General features: G+C 44.3%; 15 protein-coding genes and 1 tRNA gene. 2 read left to right on the plus strand and 14 right to left on the minus strand.

Features of this window, described 5'->3' with window-relative positions; translation table 11 throughout:
* The 10 genes from B3L97_RS05760 to B3L97_RS05805 form a co-directional block, all read right to left on the minus strand.
* Window positions 1-396: hypothetical protein (locus tag B3L97_RS05760; RefSeq protein ID WP_286934529.1), on the minus strand; the 396-nt coding region annotated here is incomplete at its 3' end.
* Window positions 397-442: 46 nt separating this feature from the next.
* Window positions 443-1,441: a PhoH family protein gene (locus B3L97_RS05765; RefSeq protein WP_286846294.1), complete on the minus strand. Its 999-nt coding sequence runs from the start codon at window positions 1,439-1,441 to the stop codon at window positions 443-445.
* Window positions 1,442-1,458: 17 nt separating this feature from the next.
* Entirely contained in the window at window positions 1,459-2,934 is a 1,476-nt protein-coding gene (locus tag B3L97_RS05770; protein WP_286846295.1) for a pyruvate carboxylase subunit B, read from the minus strand.
* Between the two features lie 18 nt (window positions 2,935-2,952).
* Window positions 2,953-3,801 carry a nucleoside triphosphate pyrophosphohydrolase gene (gene mazG / locus B3L97_RS05775; protein WP_286934531.1) on the minus strand — a complete coding sequence of 283 codons (849 nt, stop codon included), beginning with the start codon at window positions 3,799-3,801 and terminating at the stop codon, window positions 2,953-2,955.
* Window positions 3,798-6,938 (minus strand): DEAD/DEAH box helicase, encoded by a 3,141-nt coding sequence (locus B3L97_RS05780; protein ID WP_286934533.1) that lies wholly within the window; start codon window positions 6,936-6,938, stop codon window positions 3,798-3,800. Before B3L97_RS05780 ends, mazG begins: the two co-directional genes overlap by 4 nt.
* A 66-nt stretch (window positions 6,939-7,004) precedes the next feature.
* Window positions 7,005-7,607, minus strand: a complete 603-nt coding sequence (gene pth, locus B3L97_RS05785; protein ID WP_286846298.1) for an aminoacyl-tRNA hydrolase — start codon at window positions 7,605-7,607, stop codon at window positions 7,005-7,007.
* A 6-nt stretch (window positions 7,608-7,613) separates the two neighbouring features.
* The gene (locus tag B3L97_RS05790) at window positions 7,614-8,279 is read right to left on the minus strand and encodes a 50S ribosomal protein L25 (protein ID WP_286846300.1); all 666 of its coding nucleotides are present in this window, start codon (window positions 8,277-8,279) and stop codon (window positions 7,614-7,616) included.
* A gap of 49 nt (window positions 8,280-8,328) precedes the next feature.
* Complete coding sequence (locus tag B3L97_RS05795) at window positions 8,329-9,297, minus strand: ribose-phosphate diphosphokinase (protein ID WP_024822435.1); 969 nt, start codon at window positions 9,295-9,297, stop codon at window positions 8,329-8,331.
* Window positions 9,297-10,700 carry a bifunctional UDP-N-acetylglucosamine diphosphorylase/glucosamine-1-phosphate N-acetyltransferase GlmU gene (gene glmU, locus B3L97_RS05800; RefSeq protein WP_024822436.1) on the minus strand — a complete coding sequence of 468 codons (1,404 nt, stop codon included), beginning with the start codon at window positions 10,698-10,700 and terminating at the stop codon, window positions 9,297-9,299. The genes B3L97_RS05795 and glmU overlap by 1 nt, the downstream gene beginning before the upstream one ends.
* A gap of 76 nt (window positions 10,701-10,776) precedes the next feature.
* A tRNA-Gln gene (locus tag B3L97_RS05805) sits at window positions 10,777-10,851 on the minus strand.
* Between the two features lie 164 nt (window positions 10,852-11,015).
* Here B3L97_RS05805 and B3L97_RS05810 point away from each other — a divergent pair.
* Window positions 11,016-11,282: a hypothetical protein gene (locus B3L97_RS05810; RefSeq protein WP_024822437.1), complete on the plus strand. Its 267-nt coding sequence runs from the start codon at window positions 11,016-11,018 to the stop codon at window positions 11,280-11,282.
* Here B3L97_RS05810 and ade read toward each other — a convergent pair.
* On the minus strand, window positions 11,259-12,986 hold the full coding sequence (ade, locus tag B3L97_RS05815; protein WP_286934535.1) for an adenine deaminase: 1,728 nt from the start codon (window positions 12,984-12,986) through the stop codon (window positions 11,259-11,261). The genes B3L97_RS05810 and ade overlap by 24 nt on opposite strands.
* Before the next feature lie 105 nt (window positions 12,987-13,091).
* On the opposite strand from ade, the gene B3L97_RS05820 reads away from it, so the two are divergent.
* On the plus strand, window positions 13,092-14,162 hold the full coding sequence (locus B3L97_RS05820; RefSeq protein ID WP_286934536.1) for a hypothetical protein: 1,071 nt from the start codon (window positions 13,092-13,094) through the stop codon (window positions 14,160-14,162).
* A 90-nt stretch (window positions 14,163-14,252) separates the two neighbouring features.
* Here the strand turns inward: B3L97_RS05820 and glmS are convergent, their stop codons facing one another.
* From glmS to glmM, 3 genes are all read right to left on the minus strand, one after another.
* Entirely contained in the window at window positions 14,253-16,085 is a 1,833-nt protein-coding gene (gene glmS, locus B3L97_RS05825) for a glutamine--fructose-6-phosphate transaminase (isomerizing) (protein ID WP_286934617.1), read from the minus strand.
* Window positions 16,086-16,305: 220 nt separating this feature from the next.
* A complete protein-coding gene (gene galU, locus B3L97_RS05830; RefSeq protein ID WP_286934537.1) occupies window positions 16,306-17,211 on the minus strand; it encodes a UTP--glucose-1-phosphate uridylyltransferase GalU in 906 nt (301 codons plus the stop codon).
* 42 nt (window positions 17,212-17,253) lie between these two features.
* Window positions 17,254-18,621: a phosphoglucosamine mutase gene (glmM, locus tag B3L97_RS05835; RefSeq protein ID WP_286934539.1), complete on the minus strand. Its 1,368-nt coding sequence runs from the start codon at window positions 18,619-18,621 to the stop codon at window positions 17,254-17,256.
* Between the last annotated feature and the right edge of the window lie 20 nt (window positions 18,622-18,641).

An 18,641-nucleotide genomic window follows, 5' to 3' on the forward strand; every position in this document is an offset into this window, starting at 1 on the left:
CAAAAGCTCCTGGCCTATTTTAAAAGTGGATCGCAATACTATAGTTTTTTTTCGCTCTGAAAGTTGTGCTAAAAGGTCCTTAAGAGCCGCAGAGATCGTTGCCATTTGAAGGTCTCCTTGTTCCAAGGCCTCTAAACGACTCTTCATCCCCCTGACTGCAGAGGAATCCTTCACAAAAACTCCAGCTATGGTATCTTCCACTTTGGAGCGAAGCAACTGTGTTTTCTCTTCGTCAATATATCCCATAGGAGCTATGGCAAAATATGTACGAGGCGACGGCTTGCCTAAGAGAAAGCCCGATCGTCCTGTGTCAAAAAACCATCGAACGAAAAGCAGAAAGCAAGCAAAACAAACAAGCAAAACCACTGATGTAAAACGATAGAATCCATTTCCCACCAGTAGTTTCGCCTTCGTTTTTTTAAACTTGCGAGAAAGCTTAAGGTTATTGACGACGTTGTTCATATTCTTCGTAAGCTTTAACTACCCGTTGCACAATTTCATGGCGCACAACGTCTTTATTTGTCAGTTCAAGAAATGCTATGCCTTCAATCCCCTCCAAAATGTCTCGGACTTCGATCAACCCGGATTTTTTCCCCGAGGGAAGATCAATCTGAGTTATATCTCCAGTCACTACTGCTTTAGACCCAAAACCTAAACGGGTCAAAAACATTTTCATCTGTTCGGGAGTTGTATTCTGCGCCTCATCCAAAATAATAAAACTATCATTTAAAGTCCGCCCCCTCATATAGGCTAAAGGAGCTATTTCTATAACATTTTTGTCAACATATCTTAGGAAACGCTCTGGAGAAAAAAGATCATAAAACGCATCGTAAAGAGGTCTAACATAGGGCTCCACTTTTTCTCGCAAATCACCTGGCAAATAGCCGAGACTCTCTCCTGCTTCCACTGCTGGACGGACCAGAACGATACGACTAATAGCTCCTGCTTTGAGCAGGGACACAGCATGACATACCGCCAGATAGGTTTTCCCCGTTCCTGCCGGACCTATAGCAAAGACAATATCGTGAGTTCTCATGGCTTCAATATAAAGCTTTTGTCCTGCCGTTTTAGGACGCACAGGTTTGCCGCGATTCGTAGTACAGATAACATCATTGTAAAGAGAGGTAAGGTCAACCCGCCCTTCTATGGAAATCATATCCATCCCGTAACGAACATCAGCAGCAAGAATCTGGTGACCTTTTTTAGCGACTTTAAGCAACTCTTCCATGTAATGATATACCGTTTCTACTACATCGTTATCTGGACCCTGAACAGTCACCTTCTCTCCCCGTACTAAAATTCTTACAGGGAATCGTTCTTCTATCGTTTTAAAATTTTCATCGTTATTACCAGCAAAGCGCGCTAATATGTCCTGATCCGACACGATTATTGTTTCTGAAAAAGATTTTGGTTCTGATGCTTTTAAATGATTTTCACTCATATAGTTTTTTGATCCCTCTACACAGGATATCCAGCTCCATCAACAAAAGTCTCAAGACCTATATCCCTCTTCGTTTTCTTTGCATATTTCTTCATAAGGAAATCCTTCGCTACAGCTGGAAACATAACGTAAGAAACAGCATCTTCCGGCTGAAGCGCCCAAGGAGCCACCGCTTCCCTTGCTTCCTCCATCTCTGGAGCGATTTTTTCTCCGGGACGACACGTAATAGGAGCCTCATCGCCAATGGCTTTCTTTTGTATCTCAGGGTCAACATCTGCTGGAGGGCGCCCATAATAGCCGAGGAAGTAGTTCCGAACCTCTTTAGGAATGATTTTCCAGCGCTCTCCCACTAATACATTGAGAGTCGCCTGAGTTCCTACTATCTGACTCGTCGGAGTAACGAGAGGAGGATATCCCATTTCTTTCCTCACTTTCGGAACTTCCCGCAACACCTCTTGTAAACGCCCCAACGCATTTTGTTCTTTAAGCTGACTTACCAGATTCGAGTACATTCCGCCAGGAATCTGATAAATCAAGACATTTATATCTACGCCGGATAATCCCACAAAAATATCTTTATACTTTTCCTTAATAGACTTAAAGTGGTTTGCCACCGGCACTAATTTGTCCAAACTTAATCCTGTATCATATTCCCCGCCAGCCAGAGCTGCGGCAATAGATTCTGTAGGGGGTTGGCTTGTCCCCATTGAGAAGGGAGATATGGCACAATCCACTACATCTGCTCCAGCTTCGATGGCAGCCAGATACGCCATGGAAGCCATGCCGCTCGTATAGTGGGAGTGAATCTGAATGGGAAGTCCCGTCTTCTTCTTTATGGCTTTCACAAGTCTCGAAGCGTCAACAGGACTCAATAAACCAGCCATATCTTTAATACAAATAGAGTCTGCGCCCATCTCTTTCATTTGAGAAGCTAGCTCAGCAAAGGCGGAAAGGGTATGAACTGGAGATAACGTAAAAGACATGGATAATTGGAGATGAGCCCCCTCTTTTTTGACCTGATCAGCAGCTATCTCCATATTTCGCAAGTCATTTAAAGCGTCAAAAACACGAATGATATCAAGGCCATTTCCTACAGCTCGTTTAACAAACTCCCTCACTGTATCATCTGCATAATGGCGGTACCCCACAACATTTTGCCCCCGAAGCAGCATCTGCAACTTCGTTTTTTTGAATCTCTTCCGAAGCATTCGCAATCTTTCCCACGGATCTTCGTCTAGGAAACGCATACATGTATCGAAGGTAGCTCCTCCCCAGACTTCCAAAGAATGGTACCCGATTTCATCCATCTGTTCAGCAATAGGAAGCATATCTTCAATCCGCATCCGGGTAGCCATAAGGGATTGGTGAGCATCACGCAAGGCGGTCTCAGTAATTCCCACCTTCTGGGCATTTAATACTTCAAGCCCTTGAACCGTGGGGTTCTTCGTACTTTTGCCGTTCTTGACAGTATTTTTTCCATTTCCATCTTTCATGACTCCACACAGCCTCCATTACAGTAATGATGAGTCGCTTGCCTTTTTGTTCTTATCCGTAGCGGAATTGGAACCTTTTACATCACGCCAAAATCGATCCAGCTCTTCTAAATTATAATCGTTCCACTCTTTCCCAGCCTCATGAACCATATTTTCTACTTGACGGAATCGAAATTCGAATTTTTTATTAGCTCGCTGCAAGGCTACGTCGGGGTTTACCCCTACATGCCTTGAGAGATTCACTACGGCGAAGAAAAGATCTCCGACTTCTTCTTCTACCCTCTCTTGACTTTCCTTTAAAGATAGGGCATCACTCACTTCTTGAAGTTCTTCTTTCACCTTTTCTTGTAAGGGAAGCACATTTCCCTGCTCCCAATCAAACCCCACATGGGCGACCTTAGCCTGTATACGATATGCTTTAAGTAAAGGAGGTAAACTCTCTGGGATACCTGCTAAAATCGAAGTGTCCTCTCGTTTCTGAATATCCTTCTCTGTCGCTTTTATCTTCTCCCAGTTAGCTAAAACATCGGCACTCCCTTCCACTTTTGTTTTTCCAAAAACATGGGGGTGCCTGCGTATGAGCTTATCACAAATTTCGGATATTACATCTTTTATATCAAAAAATCCTTCCTCCTGGGCGAGCTGAGAAATGAAAACTATTTGAAGGAGTAAGTCACCTGACTCTTCTTTTATATCGTCCATATTTTTATTCGTGATAGCATCAACTAACTCATACGCTTCCTCTACTATATGGCTCCTCAGACTCTCAAAAGATTGCTCTCGATCCCAAGGGCAGCCTTCAGGAGAGCGAAGCTGTGCCATAATATGTACCAATCGGTCAAATGCTACGTCAACAGAAGTGTTCATGCTTGTACCTCCATATCCTCTCTACGTTCAGACAAGAGAGCTTTTATGGCTTTTGATACATCTGCCATTCCTCTATACCCACCTGGTCCAATAAGACGTTGTTCGAAAAGAGCCCATCCCTTACAATTCTTCAGAAATTTACGAAGCTTTTCAGCCTTCAAGATAACAATCGTCTGCTCCAAATCTGATATTATTGAAGAAATACCTGCTCGACTTCCGGCAATTCTGACCATTGTCATATCTATAAGGAAGGAGAGCGGATCTGGCAAAGGGCCAAAACGGTCACGGACTTCTCGCCGGATATGTTCCAATTCTAGCCAATCATTTTCTTTCAACAATCTTCTATAAAGAGTGATACGAATATTTTCTTGCGGAATGTACTCTGAAGGGATTGCCCCTGTAAGCTCGCTTTCCAAAGAAACTTCAGGGAAAAATTCTCCACGGACCCTCGCTATTTCTTCTTCAAGCATCTTATAATAAAAATAATACCCAGTCCTCTCCTCTTGCCCATGTTGCGAGGTCCCTACTAAATCTCCCCCGCCACGTATCTGCAGATCCTGTAGAGCTAACGAGTACCCCGAACCTACATCTGAAAAGGTCGAGATAGCATCAAATCGCTCCCTCGTCTCCTTTTGCAATGCGAGATGCTCTGGATAGAAAAAGTATGCAAAAGCTCCTTCTTCCCGCCTACCTACTCTTCCCCTAAGCTGATACATCTGGGCTAATCCTAATTCTTGAGCATCATCAACTATAAGTGTGTTTGCTCGAGGAATATCCAAACCACTTTCTACAATAGTAGTACAAAGAAGGATGTTTATTTTTCCATTATAAAAATCGAGCATTGTCTTTTCCAACTCTTTTTCCACCATTTGGCCGTGAGCCAACGCTATGGAAGCATCAGGAAACATGCTTTTTAGTTCAGAGAATTTTTCTGAAAGGCGATAGATACGATTAGAGACATAAAAAATTTGTCCCCCTCTATTCAACTCTCGTAAAACAGCACGTCTCACTGTTTCCCGCCGTCTTGGCCCCACCATCGTTACTACAGGCAAACGATTATGGGGAGGGGTCGCTATAACAGAGAAGCTCCGTAATCCTCGCAACGAGAGGGAAAGTGTGCGTGGAATAGGGGTTGCTGAAAGAGTGAGAACATCTATTCCTTCCCTCGTATTTTTTAGCTTTTCTTTGTGCATAACACCAAACCGATGTTCCTCATCTATAATCAACAAGCCAAGATTCGCAAATTCTATATCCTTTTGAAGGAGACGTTGTGTCCCAATTAATATATCTACAACTCCCTTTCGAGTATCCTCCAAAATCTTTTTCTGCTTTGATGAAGAAATAAAGCGGGATAAAACCTCCACTCGAATGGGGAACCCGCTCATACGACTACGAAAAGTATGGTAGTGTTGTTGAGCTAAAATTGTTGTAGGAACAAGTACTACCACTTGCTTCCCGGCCTCTGCCGCTTTAAAAGCAGCTCGCATAGCCACTTCGGTTTTGCCGAATCCCACATCCCCTACTAAAAGTCTATCCATAGGATAGGGACTCTCCATGTCTTCTATAATATCTTCTTCTGCCTTAAGTTGATCTGCCGTTTCTATGTAAGAAAAAGCCTCTACAAATTGACGATACATATCAGTAGATGGAGGGAAAGCAAAACCTTTTACCATTTCTCTTTTTGCATAAAGCCGAATAAGGGCTCGAACTTCCTCTCGAACTCTCTCCTTCGTTTTCTCTACAGCTTTTTTCCACCTTGTTCCTCGCAGAGAATCAAGAACTACGTCAGAAGTGGCATCTTCTGGAAGCGGCGATATTTTATAGACTTGCATAAAGGGAACAAGAAGCCTTTGATCATTGGCAAATTCAAGCACAAGAGAGTCCAAGGATTCTCCCCCAGACGTAATTTCCTCTACCCCCCTATAAATGGCTACTCCATAGTCTTCATGGACTACTAGCTGGTTCTCAGTGAGCCTTTCTTTCCATTCAGAGGGGACAGATCTCCAGGGTTTACTACTTCTAGTAGCAGTCATGCCAGCTATCTCAAAATCGGACACAACCACTATCTTTTTTCCAGAATCTATAAAGCCTCTTGAGAGAGCACCGTCTTCAAAATGAGCTATAGATTGAATTTGAGGATCATTTTTCAAGGCAGTGCCGGTAGAAAAGACATAAATAGAAAAACCTTCAGTCTTCCAATATTGGCAATTCCATCGGAATTTCTCTGCATCTCCTCTAAAATGCGGGCATTCTTGAACAGGTACGGGCACCTCTGACAAAGCTACAGCTGAACTTACTCTTATCTTAGGCCATTTCGAAAGGGATACAAGCAAATCTGTCCACTCTGAAAGGGGCATTGTGCGCGCTTCTTCCCTTAGATCCTCCCACAACCAACGATAGGATTCAGCTTGGTTTTCGAGTTGCATTGGTTCAAAAAGAACAATATGACACTCTTCTGGAAGGATAGCATCTATAGGAATTTCTCGAGCGGTACGTATACTATGAATGCTAACACTCTCGAGTCTCGCTGCGCTTATCTGGCTCTGGGGATGAAAAGAACGCAAACTTTCGACAGCTTCATCAAAAAACTCTACGCGTATGGGAAAAGCATACGACGGATCATAAATATCTACAATAAAACCTCGAACAACAAATTGACCGGGAGCCCATACCAAATCCACTCTCTCATAACCAGCCCCTTCAAGCCATCGGATAAGAGTACTTCGTATCTGATCACTCTTGACATCGATCGGGAAAAAATCTCTTCCTGTCAGGAAGGGGCACAGCAAACTCCCAGGAGAAGCCACCAAGACCCCTCCTTCTTTCTTCCATTGCAACAACACCTCTCCTCGCTGAAGGCGAAGAGATTGGCTTCGTACCCCCTCTACACTGAGGGGAGGCTCATAAAGAAGATGGCTCTTTTCTCCCCCCCACAAACAGTCCCAATCCGCTACAAAATCTTCAGCTTGACGCTGATCAGGACATACGACAAGCAGAGGTACCTCCGCACCACCAAGAACCCAGGGACGAGCTCCGCCTTCTAGCGGCAAATGTACCTGGGCTCCTCTTTTCCATACCCCTTCATTGAGACTCCATAAATACCCACTTTGATGACTACAGGTAGAGGAGAACATCATTATTCAATCTCATCCTTTTCCCAAACAAAAACAAAGAAGTGGCGAGACCAAGGCCCCGCCACTTCGCTACTTCTCTTCCAGCCCCTTGATGGGGTTTATGTTATCCCTAGAATTGATTTGGCTCATGGCCAATTGACTCTCTTCTGTCAACCAGAGTTCCACTGCATTCGCAGCTTTATGAAGGAATTCTGGCAACTGTTCTCGCTCATGTGAAGGGAATGTTCCCAAAACCCACGAAACCATATCTCGTCCCATCGGAACAGCTCCAACACCTAGACGAAGACGTGGTACGTCAAGAGTTCCAAGCGCACCAAGCACCGAGGCAAGGCCATTATGCCCTCCAGCCGAGCCTTTCATTCTCAACCGCAAACGGCCAAAAGGCAAGGCTACGTCATCACTAACCACCAAAACAGATTCAGGTTCAATGCGATAATAATGACATACCTGAGAAACCGATTTGCCACTTAAATTCATATAGGTAAGGGGTTTTAAGAACAAACAATCCATCACCCCTACTTTTTGTGGCCCCCAAAACATACCATCATACTTCAAAGAAGACTTGCCAAGAGAAAAACGTTGAATGACCTGGTCAAGCGCAAGCCACCCTATATTATGACGTGTCCAAGCATATTCTGGCCCTGGATTACCTAAACCAACGACGAGACGCAAAGGATTCTACTCCTCTTCTTCCTCCGCTTCCTTGGCCTTACCCTTAGCCACCACTTCAACTTCACCGGGAGCCACTTCTTCCTCGACTTCGGGCTCTTCTTCTATCTTGGGTAAGCCTACGGTAACTACCATATCTTCAGGGTCTACAAGCAACTCAGCACTTTCCGGAAGAGGAAGCTCTTTTAAGTAAACACCCTCGTTCAAATCAAGATCTTTCACGTTTATAACGATAGAATCAGGAATTTCCTGAGGCAATACATCTATCTCCACCTCATATAACAGCTGCTCTACTACTCCGCCAGATTTCAAGCCAACACAAACCTCTCGTCCCTCAAGAACGATAGGAACATTAATACTAACCTTGCGGCCTCTCATGAGCTGGAAGAAATCCACATGAAGAATATCGTCATTCAGGAAGTTCTTCTGCACATCTCTCATTAAGCACATTTCCTCTTTGCCATCAGGAAGAGTTACATTAAAACGAACAGTTTCCCAATGTCCCGAACGGACGATTGCCGCAATATCCAAAGCTTTTACCTTAACAGGAACAGACTCCTTATATTCGGGGCCATAAAAAACAGCCGGAATGTATCCTGTCGGCCGAAGTTTCTTTACGGCTTCTTTCCCTTTCTCATTTCTCGCCTCGAGAACTAACTTGACCATGTCAGCCATCTACAAACATCCTCCTTCTACAAAACAAATCGCTGCTGCGAACAAATAATTAGCTGAACAAACTGCTCACAGAGCGGTCACTATGCACTCGGGCTATAGCTTCTGCAAACAATGGAGCAATGGACAACTGTGTAATTTTATCTAACTTTTTGCTTTCAGGCAACGGGATTGTATCTGTAAGAATAACCTTATCGATATCAGCTTTTTCCAATCTTTCAATAGCAGGCCCTGACAAAACGCCATGGGTAGCACACGCATACACTTTATCTGCTCCTCGCTCTTTCAAGGCAGCCGCAGCATTGCAAATAGTACCAGCAGTATCGATAATATCGTCAATAAGGATAGCTACTTTTCCCGTTACATCTCCTATGATCTCCATCACTTCACAAAGGTTGGCCACATCATGGGATCGTCGTTTATCCACAATAGCCAAGTCAGCATTGAGAGTCACTGCAAAACGACGTGCACGAACCACTCCTCCAACGTCTGGAGCTACAACTACTACTTCTTCCCTCTTTATCTCGCTGGGGAACTTCTCTTTAAAATAGTTAGCCAGAAGGGGAACGCCAGTAAGATGATCCACAGGAATATCAAAAAAGCCCTGGATCTGCCCTGCATGTAAATCAGCCGTGATTAACCGACAAGCACCGCTATGCTCCATCAGGTTAGCCACGAGTTTGGCAGATATAGGATCACGAGCCTTTGTCTTACGATCTTGACGAGCGTATCCAAAATAAGGAGTTACCACGTTAATACGATAAGCAGATGCCCTTTTCAAAGCATCTAACATAATAAAGAGTTGCATAAGATTATCATTCACCGGTTCACACGTAGGTTGAACTACAAAAACATCTGCTCCTCGAACACTTTCTTCAATCGATAGCCCTATTTCTCCATCTGAAAAGCAGTAATGTTTGGCCCGGGAAAGCTCTACCCCCAGCTCCGCGCAGATTCTTCTGGCGAACTCCGGATGGGCGGTTCCCGAAAAGATTTTTAGATCCCTGGAACTGGAACCCATCACTCCTTACCCCCTTCTTTTCTGTTGCCTTGACGGCGTACAACCCAGTCCTCTACGTTTTTCTGTCTAGCTCTAGCAACAGCCAAAGCCCCCTCGGGCACATCTTGTGTAATAACAGATCCTGCTGCCGTGAAGGAGTTGTCGCCAAGAGAGACAGGGGCTACAAGCATTGTATCGCTACCTACAAAGCATCTATTTCCTATATGCGTCGGGTTTTTGTTGGTTCCGTCATAATTACATGTTATAGTTCCTGCCCCAATATTAGTATCGCAACCAATTTGAGCATCGCCAATATAAGAAAGGTGCGGAACCTTGCTCCCAGAACCAATGGTGCTTTTCTTTATCTCAACAAACTTACCTACAAAAGCTTTTTCACCAACACAAGCATTATCTCGAATAAAAGCAAACGGGCCAATTGTAGCATGATCTTCTACACAGCTAGACTGAATTGAAACAAAGTGAATAATATCTACAAATTGACCTATTTTCGTATCGCGAAGAATTGTGTGGCTGCCAATGTAGCTCCCTTCTCCTACTTCAGTGGAACCATAAAGTTGAACAAAGGGATCTATCCAAACGTCCCCTTTAAAAGAAACCCGCGGTCCGATAAAAACAGTATCCGGACTGGGACATTTTACCCCTAACTCCATCCAATAGTGCACTATGCGTTTTCTTACAATAGCAGTAACCGCTGCTAATTGTACAGGGCTGTTGACTCCTTGAAAATCTTCTTCATTGTCGAAACAAACAGCCTCTACATGCTGCTTTTGATCTGATAGAAGTCCTACCACATCAGGAAGGTAATATTCTTTTTGCGCATTCTCATTTGCCAAAGAGTCTATATGAGAAGCCAAAGCCAAAGTATTAAAGAGGTATATCCCGCTATTGACTTCAGTTATTTTTCTTATCTCTGGAGTTGCATCTTTTTCTTCTATGATCGAAATAGCACCGTTAGTACGGGTAACTCTTCCATATCCGGCAGGATTTTTAGCGTGAAAACTGGCAAAAGTGCACAGAGAAGAAGACTCAAGATGGGTACGAACTAAAAGGGATAAGGAATCAGGCTGTAACAGAGGGGCATCGCCAGGTATAACCAGTACGTCTGAAAAAGAACTCCACCACTCTCTAGCTACTTGAACAGCATGCCCAGTTCCTAACTGCTCATGTTGCCAAATGGAACAAACGTTTGGACATGCTACAGAGAGATACGACTCCACGTTCGTACCACCATGTCCAATAACTACTGCTACGTCAGAAAGACCTGCGTTATGCACTGCCCGAAGAGGATAAAAAAGAAGGGGCTCTCCTAAAATTGGTTGCAGCACTTTGGGTAAATCACTTTTCATTCTCGTTCCTTTCCCCGCAGCGAGAATTAATACCCCTATAGAGCGATGATTAGACACGTCCCCATCCCCTTTTCTGTCGGTTAAAAAGCACAAAAGAGGGGAACCAACGGTCCCCCTTGCTGAAATCCTAAAATGGCTGGGGTGGCTGGATTCGAACCAGCGATCACGGATCCAAAGTCCGCCGCCTTGCCGTCTTGGCTACACCCCAGTATGAACGCCGGTAAATATACTAGCAGAGGTTTCTGTCATGTCAAGAACTGGTTTCAAAAGTTTCTCTTTTTTTATAAGAAAAACATTATCTTTCTTGAATGTCAATACACAAAGTTAGCTATATACTAAAAGAGAATTCTGCTCTTACCTGGGGGGACAATTATGTTTAGAGCTTTCAACTCTTTTTTAATGCCTGCAAAAACATTGCTTATTTGCAATGTTGCTTTTTTTATTCTATCACTTATTCTCGCAACTATAGGTTATCGATCTAAAGGTAAAGGGAAAATGCTTATTTCCATAGCCCTTTTCCTCTTTTTTGCGGGGCTTGCTACCACTTCTTTTTATTTATTCATCTACGTAGCAAAATGGATTGCCTGGGCTCCCCTCATCCCAGGTTTGCTTCTTCTACTTATCCTCCGCAAAAAGTGACATTGCCCCTCCTCTATTAAGATCCACATATCCCTGGTCAGTAATTTTTAATTCAGGAATGACACTAAGCGATAAAAAACTCATGGCCATAAAAGGATGGGGCAGCTTTGTTCCAAGAGAAAGAGCCCCTTTCTCCACTTCATTCAAACCATTAATAACATCTCTGGCAGAACCATCGCTCATCAGACCTCCTACTGGAAGAGGGAGATCTGCTATCGTCTTTTGTCCACGAACGGCTAGCAACCCTCCCCCCAGATAGGATAACTCGTTAAGGGCATAGCGTATGGATATATCATCCATACCAGCAGCAATATAGTTATGAGCGTCATGCGCGACAGAAGATGCAATAGCCCCCTCTTTAATACCAAGTCCCATAACAAACCCTACAAAAAAGCGATTGCTCCCACTATTTTTATCTACAACCACTATCTTCGCCAGATCTCTATTTGCATCAGCTACAATCTGCCCTTTGTGAACAGTAGGGGTCTCTATACGATGATCTGTAACTACTTGTCCTGCTTTGAGTCCCAATACCCGTATTTGAGAGGATAAAGACGATTTTACGCGAATTTCTTCAAGAGATGGGATGTGTAAAGCTCTTGACGCTAACGGATACGAATGACATCTGGGAAATGGCACATTCAACAGGGCGGAGTTACGCACAACAAACTCTCCATTTTTCCAAACATGTATAGGCTGACAATTTTCCAAACTATCTAGTAATACCATATCTGCTTTATAGCCTGGTGCAATTGCGCCTCGATCCCATAGCCTAAAATATTGCGCTGGTGATAAGGTAACCATACGAAGAGCTGTGAGAGGAGAAAGCCCTGCTTCTATCGCAAGGCGGACCTTTTGATCCAAGTGACCACATGTTTCTATGTGGTTCGCTGTAAGATCATCACTTACAAACATGGCATGAGAGGATCGAGCTTCGTTCTCTTTGATAATAGGTAGAAGTTCTTGAAGGTTATGCTCAGTCGCTCCTTGACGAATCATAAGCCACATTCCCCTTCGCAACTTCTCTACGCCCTCTTTACAAGTAGAACTTTCGTGATCACTAGCGCATCCACTTAACAGATATGCACACAAATCCTTTCCTGTCACACCGGGAGCATGTCCACTTCGTACCTTATTCCATGATACCAAAATTTTCCCCCAAACGCTCTCTTCTCCATGAATAACTCCTGGATAATTCATCACTTCGCCTAATGACTTGCACCAGCCTTCCTCATAAGAGTTTTTAATAGCGAGTGCGTCCAATGGCTCTTTGGGGGTTTCAAAAGGAGATGCCGGTACACAAGAAGGCGCCGCAAAATAAATATCGATAGGAAGGTCACGAGATTCAAGGTACATGTATTCTAATCCCTTCATACCGCAGGTATTAGCTATTTCATGAGGGTCAGCCACTACCGTTGTTGTGCCGCAAGGCAACACCATCTCGGCAAATCCAGCTGGAGTAAGCATCGTGCTTTCTATATGGCAATGCCCTTCAATAAAGCCCGGAGCTAAAACGGCCCCCTCTGCATCGACTTCCATTAAACCTTTATACCCCTTACCTACCCCCACGATGGTACCATCATATATAGCTACATCGGCTTGTTCATAATCTAAGCTGAACACATTAGCGATGCGGCTATTTTTGATTACAAGGTCGCATGGAAGCTCTCCTCGTGCCGCCGAAAGCATCTTTTGAATGTTCATTTTAAAAATCACCTCTCAAATAGTCTTCTAAAAAGCTGTTTATCTTTTGATATTTCCTTATAATAGACTATAACAACGTTAACGGTGAAAGAAGGGATAGAATATATGCGTCATCTCAAAAAAATATTCGTTATGACTTTTTCTCTCTATCTATTAGCTACCCTCCCCTCCTGTGTTGCAGCAGAAACGTTACTATACACACTTTACATACCCTGCAAAATTGGCGCTTCTGCATATGCTATAAGACCTGACGGCTCCAAAACAGACTTGGGAACCATTTCGTCCATACCAGAAACAACCCGATGGCCCAGTTACACAGCCAGCGGGTGGGGTAAGCCAGGGACAGTATGTGCTTCAGCTGTTAATGCTATACATTTACTCTGCTCCATCGAAGATGAGAAAGGCCGGACCATCAGCATTTTACCTCAGACTACTGTAGCTCCAGCGGCAGGGAAAAAAACTTTTTTTACTGTACGTTCTGATGCCGGTACAGGAATTTTCGGCGGATGGGCACCACCTGTAGGTACAAAGGTTTATGTCCGCCGCCCAGACGATAGACAGGCTCTTCTCTCTTGTGAGAATATGCCCGTAGAGGGCGATATTCTTGTTATTCCTGTGGAAGAAACAGCCTCTCTTCCGTACATCGTGGATATAGAAAATCGTCCAGGTGGTCGTATTATCGCTTGGTACTCTCAAGGACCTCAAATCATAGCTAGAGTCATTCGTCCAATTTACGGGACCGGCCGTTTTGAAGGAACCCTCTTCCAACGAGGAAGTCGCATACGAGCTAACCATACAGGAGTCATCGATATAAGCACATCACCTCGGGGAGAAATTGGAGGGTTTCAGATCATGCCTCTCCTTCACGGTGCCTCTTCTGAAATGGCTTCTGCTTGGCAATTGACCCAATGGATGATTATTGCTTCTACGAGTCATAATATCCTAGTGGGTACGACACCTCTTTTCTCAGACGGTCTAATCCCTGGCACGCAACTTCAAGACAAGCTTTGGGATATATGGTCCACCTATGAACGCCGACCTCTCATTCTCTGCCGTTTAGATGGTGGCCCATGGCAATTTTTCCCTTCTGTTTCTGGTCGGCAAGATAAGGCTCTTTACAATATGACTCACATTAGAATATATTACCCTGCTACCAAAGAGCCTCTACAAAAGTAGTCTCCACAAAGAAAAGATAGGTATATAACAAAAAGGCTTCTACCTAAATACACGAGGCAGAAGCCTTTACTTTACTGCAAAAGAGCTTTATTACTCGACTGTAACGCTTTTGGCCAAATTACGAGGTTGATCGATGTCGCATCCCCGTACACGAGCCATATAATATGCAAAAATCTGCAACGGAATAACCGTCATAAAAGGAGTTAGCTCCTCTTCTGTTTGAGGCACAGAAAAAACATGATCTGATATTTCATCTACGTTTTTATCCCCCAAAGTACCTATAGTAAAAATTGGAGCCTTTCTGGCTTTCGCTTCTAAAATATTCGAAAAAGCTTTTTCATAAAGTTTATCCCGTGGAGCAATCACTACCACTGGTACATCCTTTTCAAGCAGAGCTATAGGACCATGTTTCATCTCGCCGGCAGCGTAAGCTTCAGCATGCACATATGATATTTCTTTTAACTTCAACGCCCCTTCTAACGCTATGGGGAAAGAACGGCCACGACCGAGATAGAGAAGATCCCGAGATGTTGCATATCTCTCAGCTATACGTCGAAGCTCTTCCTGTCGTTCCAGTATCCCCTCTATCTGATATGGCAATTTCTGAAGACCATCTACAAGCCTTTTCTCCTCAACTGAAGAGAGAGTCCCACGCAGTTTAGCAATATAGATAGCGAGCACGTATAGCACCGCAAGCTGCCCGGTAAACGTTTTCGTAGCTGCTACTCCTATTTCAGGGCCTGCTTTCAGCAAGAGGACATCGTCTACTTCTCGAGCCAAAGATGATCCTTGAGCATTCGTCACCGCCAAACATCGGGCTCCTCGACTTTTAGCCATCCGCTCTGCAGCAAGAGTATCCGCTGTCTCTCCAGATTGAGATACAAAAATCGCCAACGTATCTTCTCCTATAGAAAGAGGTCTGTATCGATACTCAGAAGCCACATCCACACGAATATCTAGGTCCGTAATCTCCTCAAGAAGCCTTTCCGCTACCAGTGCCGCATAAAACGAAGTACCACATGCCACGATATGGAGGCGCCTCCACTTTTGAACCGAAGAAGCGGGAACATGGAGCTCCTTGGAAAGATCCACTTTTGAATTGTAGATACGCCCCTCTAGAGAACTCCTTAAAACAGCACCCTGCTCATTGATTTCTTTAAGCATAAAGTGCGGATAGCCACATTTATCTACCATGGAAAGATCCCATTCTATACGATGGAATTCTTTTTTTATAATTGAACCAGACTCATCCCAAAAGGACACTCCCTTTGGGGAGAGACAGGCAATATCCCCGTCGTTCATATAGTACACATTTTGCGTATATGGCAGGAGAGCAGGGACATCGGAAGCACAAAAAGCCTCTCCCTCACCGTTACCCACAATGAGAGGAGAACCCTTTCTAACACAATAGATCGTATCTGGCATGTCCTTAACGAGAATAGCTAGCGCAAAAGAACCCCTTAACTGAGCTCCTAGCTCCACCAAAGCCTGAACCATATCTTTTTTACTTCCATAAATTTTAGCAAGAAGCTGGGCAACTACTTCCGTATCTGTTTCAGTTAAGAAAGAAACGCCCTCTGATTCAAGTGCTTTTCTTATTTCAATATAGTTTTCGACAATTCCATTATGTACTAAAACAATCTGCCTTTTGCAGTCGCTATGAGGATGAGCATTGACCTGAGTTACACCACCGTGGGTAGCCCAACGAGTATGGCCAATGCCAAGATGCCCACCGATACTACGGGTAGAGATAGCCTTTTCAAGCTCAGAAACCTTTCCCACCTCTTTGAGCACCTGAATATCTTTACCGTTGTTTACAGCAATTCCAGCCGAATCATACCCTCGATACTCCAAGCGCTTCATGCCATCTATAAGAATATCTGGCGCATTACGCTGCCCTACATATCCAACAATCCCACACACTGAACAGTGCACCGCCTTTCGTACAGGCACACGAAAACCATCTGTTCTTATTGTCCCGGAGATCGCTCCCCGGTTTTGTAGAACAGTTTATTGGCTTGGCTTTCAGAGCCATGGGGGCATCCGCCGAATATTCGATAATCCCCCAACCTCGTCAACTGGCCATAAAAACCAGTCCTGGCGCTACCTTCTCCCGCAATAATTTTTTATTGCCTCAGCACGTTTATTTGTTTTCGCTATTTGTACATTTCTCACCCCTTTCATAGTTTTCCACACTTTCTAACACTAATTTCCGCAGGTCTGGGTCTTTGAGAGCCATCTCCACGTTAGCCTTGAGCCAGCCCTTTTGTGTTCCACAATCAAGCCGTTGCCCTTTATACACGACACCCCATAACTGTTGTTCTTTTGCTAGCTGTCTTAATGCATCTGTAAGTTGAATTTCACCTCCTGCACCAGGTTTTGTATTCTTAAGAATGGAGAAAATTTCTGGAGCAAGAATATAACGCCCCATAATCGCCAAATTGCTCGGCGCTTTTTCAGGCGAGGGTTTCTCCACAAGATCGTGAATTTTGAAGAGGCCTTCTGACACTTTTTCTGCCTGAACAACTCCATAGCGAGCTGTCTCCTCAGAAGGAACTTCTTCCAAGGCTATAACACTTCCACCCCATTTTTCATGGACAGCAATCAACTGGGAAAGAACTGAAGGCTGGGCTACCATCACATCATCAGGAAGTATGACTCCGAAATACTCCCTGCCACAGAAAGGTTCCCCACACAGAACCGCATGCCCTAACCCTAACGGTTCAGGTTGCCTCGTATATACGACCCTAGCCATTTCAGGTATTTTTCGCACAAGACGGAGCATATCCATCTTTCCTCGTTCTTCCAATATCTTTTCTAATTCCCAAGTTCGATCAAAATAATCTTCAAGAGATCTTTTTGACCGGCTGGTTATAAGGACAACGTCTGTACACCCAGCAGCTACTGCTTCCTCTACCCCAAAAGAAATAATCGGCCGGTCTACAAGCGGTAACATTTCTTTAGGAATATCTTTTGTTGCGGGTAAAAATCGTGTCCCCAATCCCGCAACTGGGAAAAGACATTTTCTAACTGTTTGGAATTCACCCATAAGAAAAAATTTCTCCTTCCAGCCTCTATCAGACAAGAAATGCTAACAGCACTTCAACTGTATCTGATCCACTAGATCCTTTGAAACTTCTCGCATTAATTGAGGATCTTTAGCCTCCACAAGAACCCTCATGAGAGGCTCAGTCCCTGACGGTCGAATGAGGACTCTGCCCTGCCCCATCAGCTTCTGATTTGCTTCCTGAGATATATGGGATATAAAAGCTGGATCTACCGAACGACTCCTAGAAATTTCTACATTACGAAGGAGTTGGGGATAGCGATCAAACGTATCAACAAGTGAATCTATGTTTTCTCCTAATTCGCTACATGCCCTCAGGAAAATAAAGCCTGTACAAATTCCATCTCCTGTAGATGTAAACTCGCTAATTATAACGTGCCCAGACTGTTCGCCTCCAAGGCAAGAATCCCTATGTTTCATCATTTCAAGTACATAACGATCCCCTACCGGACAACGGAAAACCTGAATCCCATCCTTCTTCAAATGCTCTTCAAGAGAGAGGTTGCTCATAACTGTAGCAACAACGCCACTACCCAATTCCCTTTGAGAAGCAAGCCAGCGAGCTAAAACCCAAAGGATAATGTCTCCATCCAAAACTCGCCCTAAAGAATCGGTAAGCAAAACTCGGTCGGCATCACCATCATACGCTATTCCTACCTGAGCATTTTCCTCTTTCACTACTGAAGCAATATGGGCCATATTCATAACGCCCACTCCTTCATTAATGTTTAACCCGTCTGGAGCATCGCCAGTAAGCATCCAAGAGGAAACGCCTCTATTTTTATTGATAACATGTAAAATGTCGGAAGCCGCACCATGAGCACAATCAAAGGCGATCCGACTATCTAGGAGGGGAATAGACGAGGCAAGAGAAGCGAGCCACCGTGCATACGATTGCGCGATATCAGGACGCTCTACAACCTCCCCAATAGAAGCTCCTGTAGGACGCCAGTCATCTATAAGATTATCGCCAAGGTATTCCTCAATGGAAGCTTCAGCATCATCGCATAACTTGTGCCCATCACTGTTTAAAAACTTAATGCCGTTATATTCTGCTGGATTATGAGATGCGCTCACAACCACACCGCCTTGCGCTTTTACCTGTTTTATTGCAAAACTCACTCCAGGCGTAGGTATAACACCTAGGGACAAAACCTGCGCTCCCGCAGAAAGCATTCCTGCCACAAGAGCATTCACAAGCATATTCCCTGACCTACGGGTATCCCGTCCAATAACAATCCGGGGACGAGGAACACCCCTTTCCGTTAAATACAGCACGTAAGATCTTCCTAGACGCAATGCCATTTCTGGAGTCATGACCCCTCTGTTGGCTACATCCCTAACACCGTCTGTACCGAAAAGGCAGCGAACCTTTTTTTCACTCTCTTCCAAACCTGTTCACCTTCCCCGCT

Origin of the sequence: Aminobacterium sp. UBA4834 (assembly GCF_002400205.1) — a bacterium.
GTDB classification, from domain to species: Bacteria; Synergistota; Synergistia; order Synergistales; family Aminobacteriaceae; genus Aminobacterium; species Aminobacterium mobile.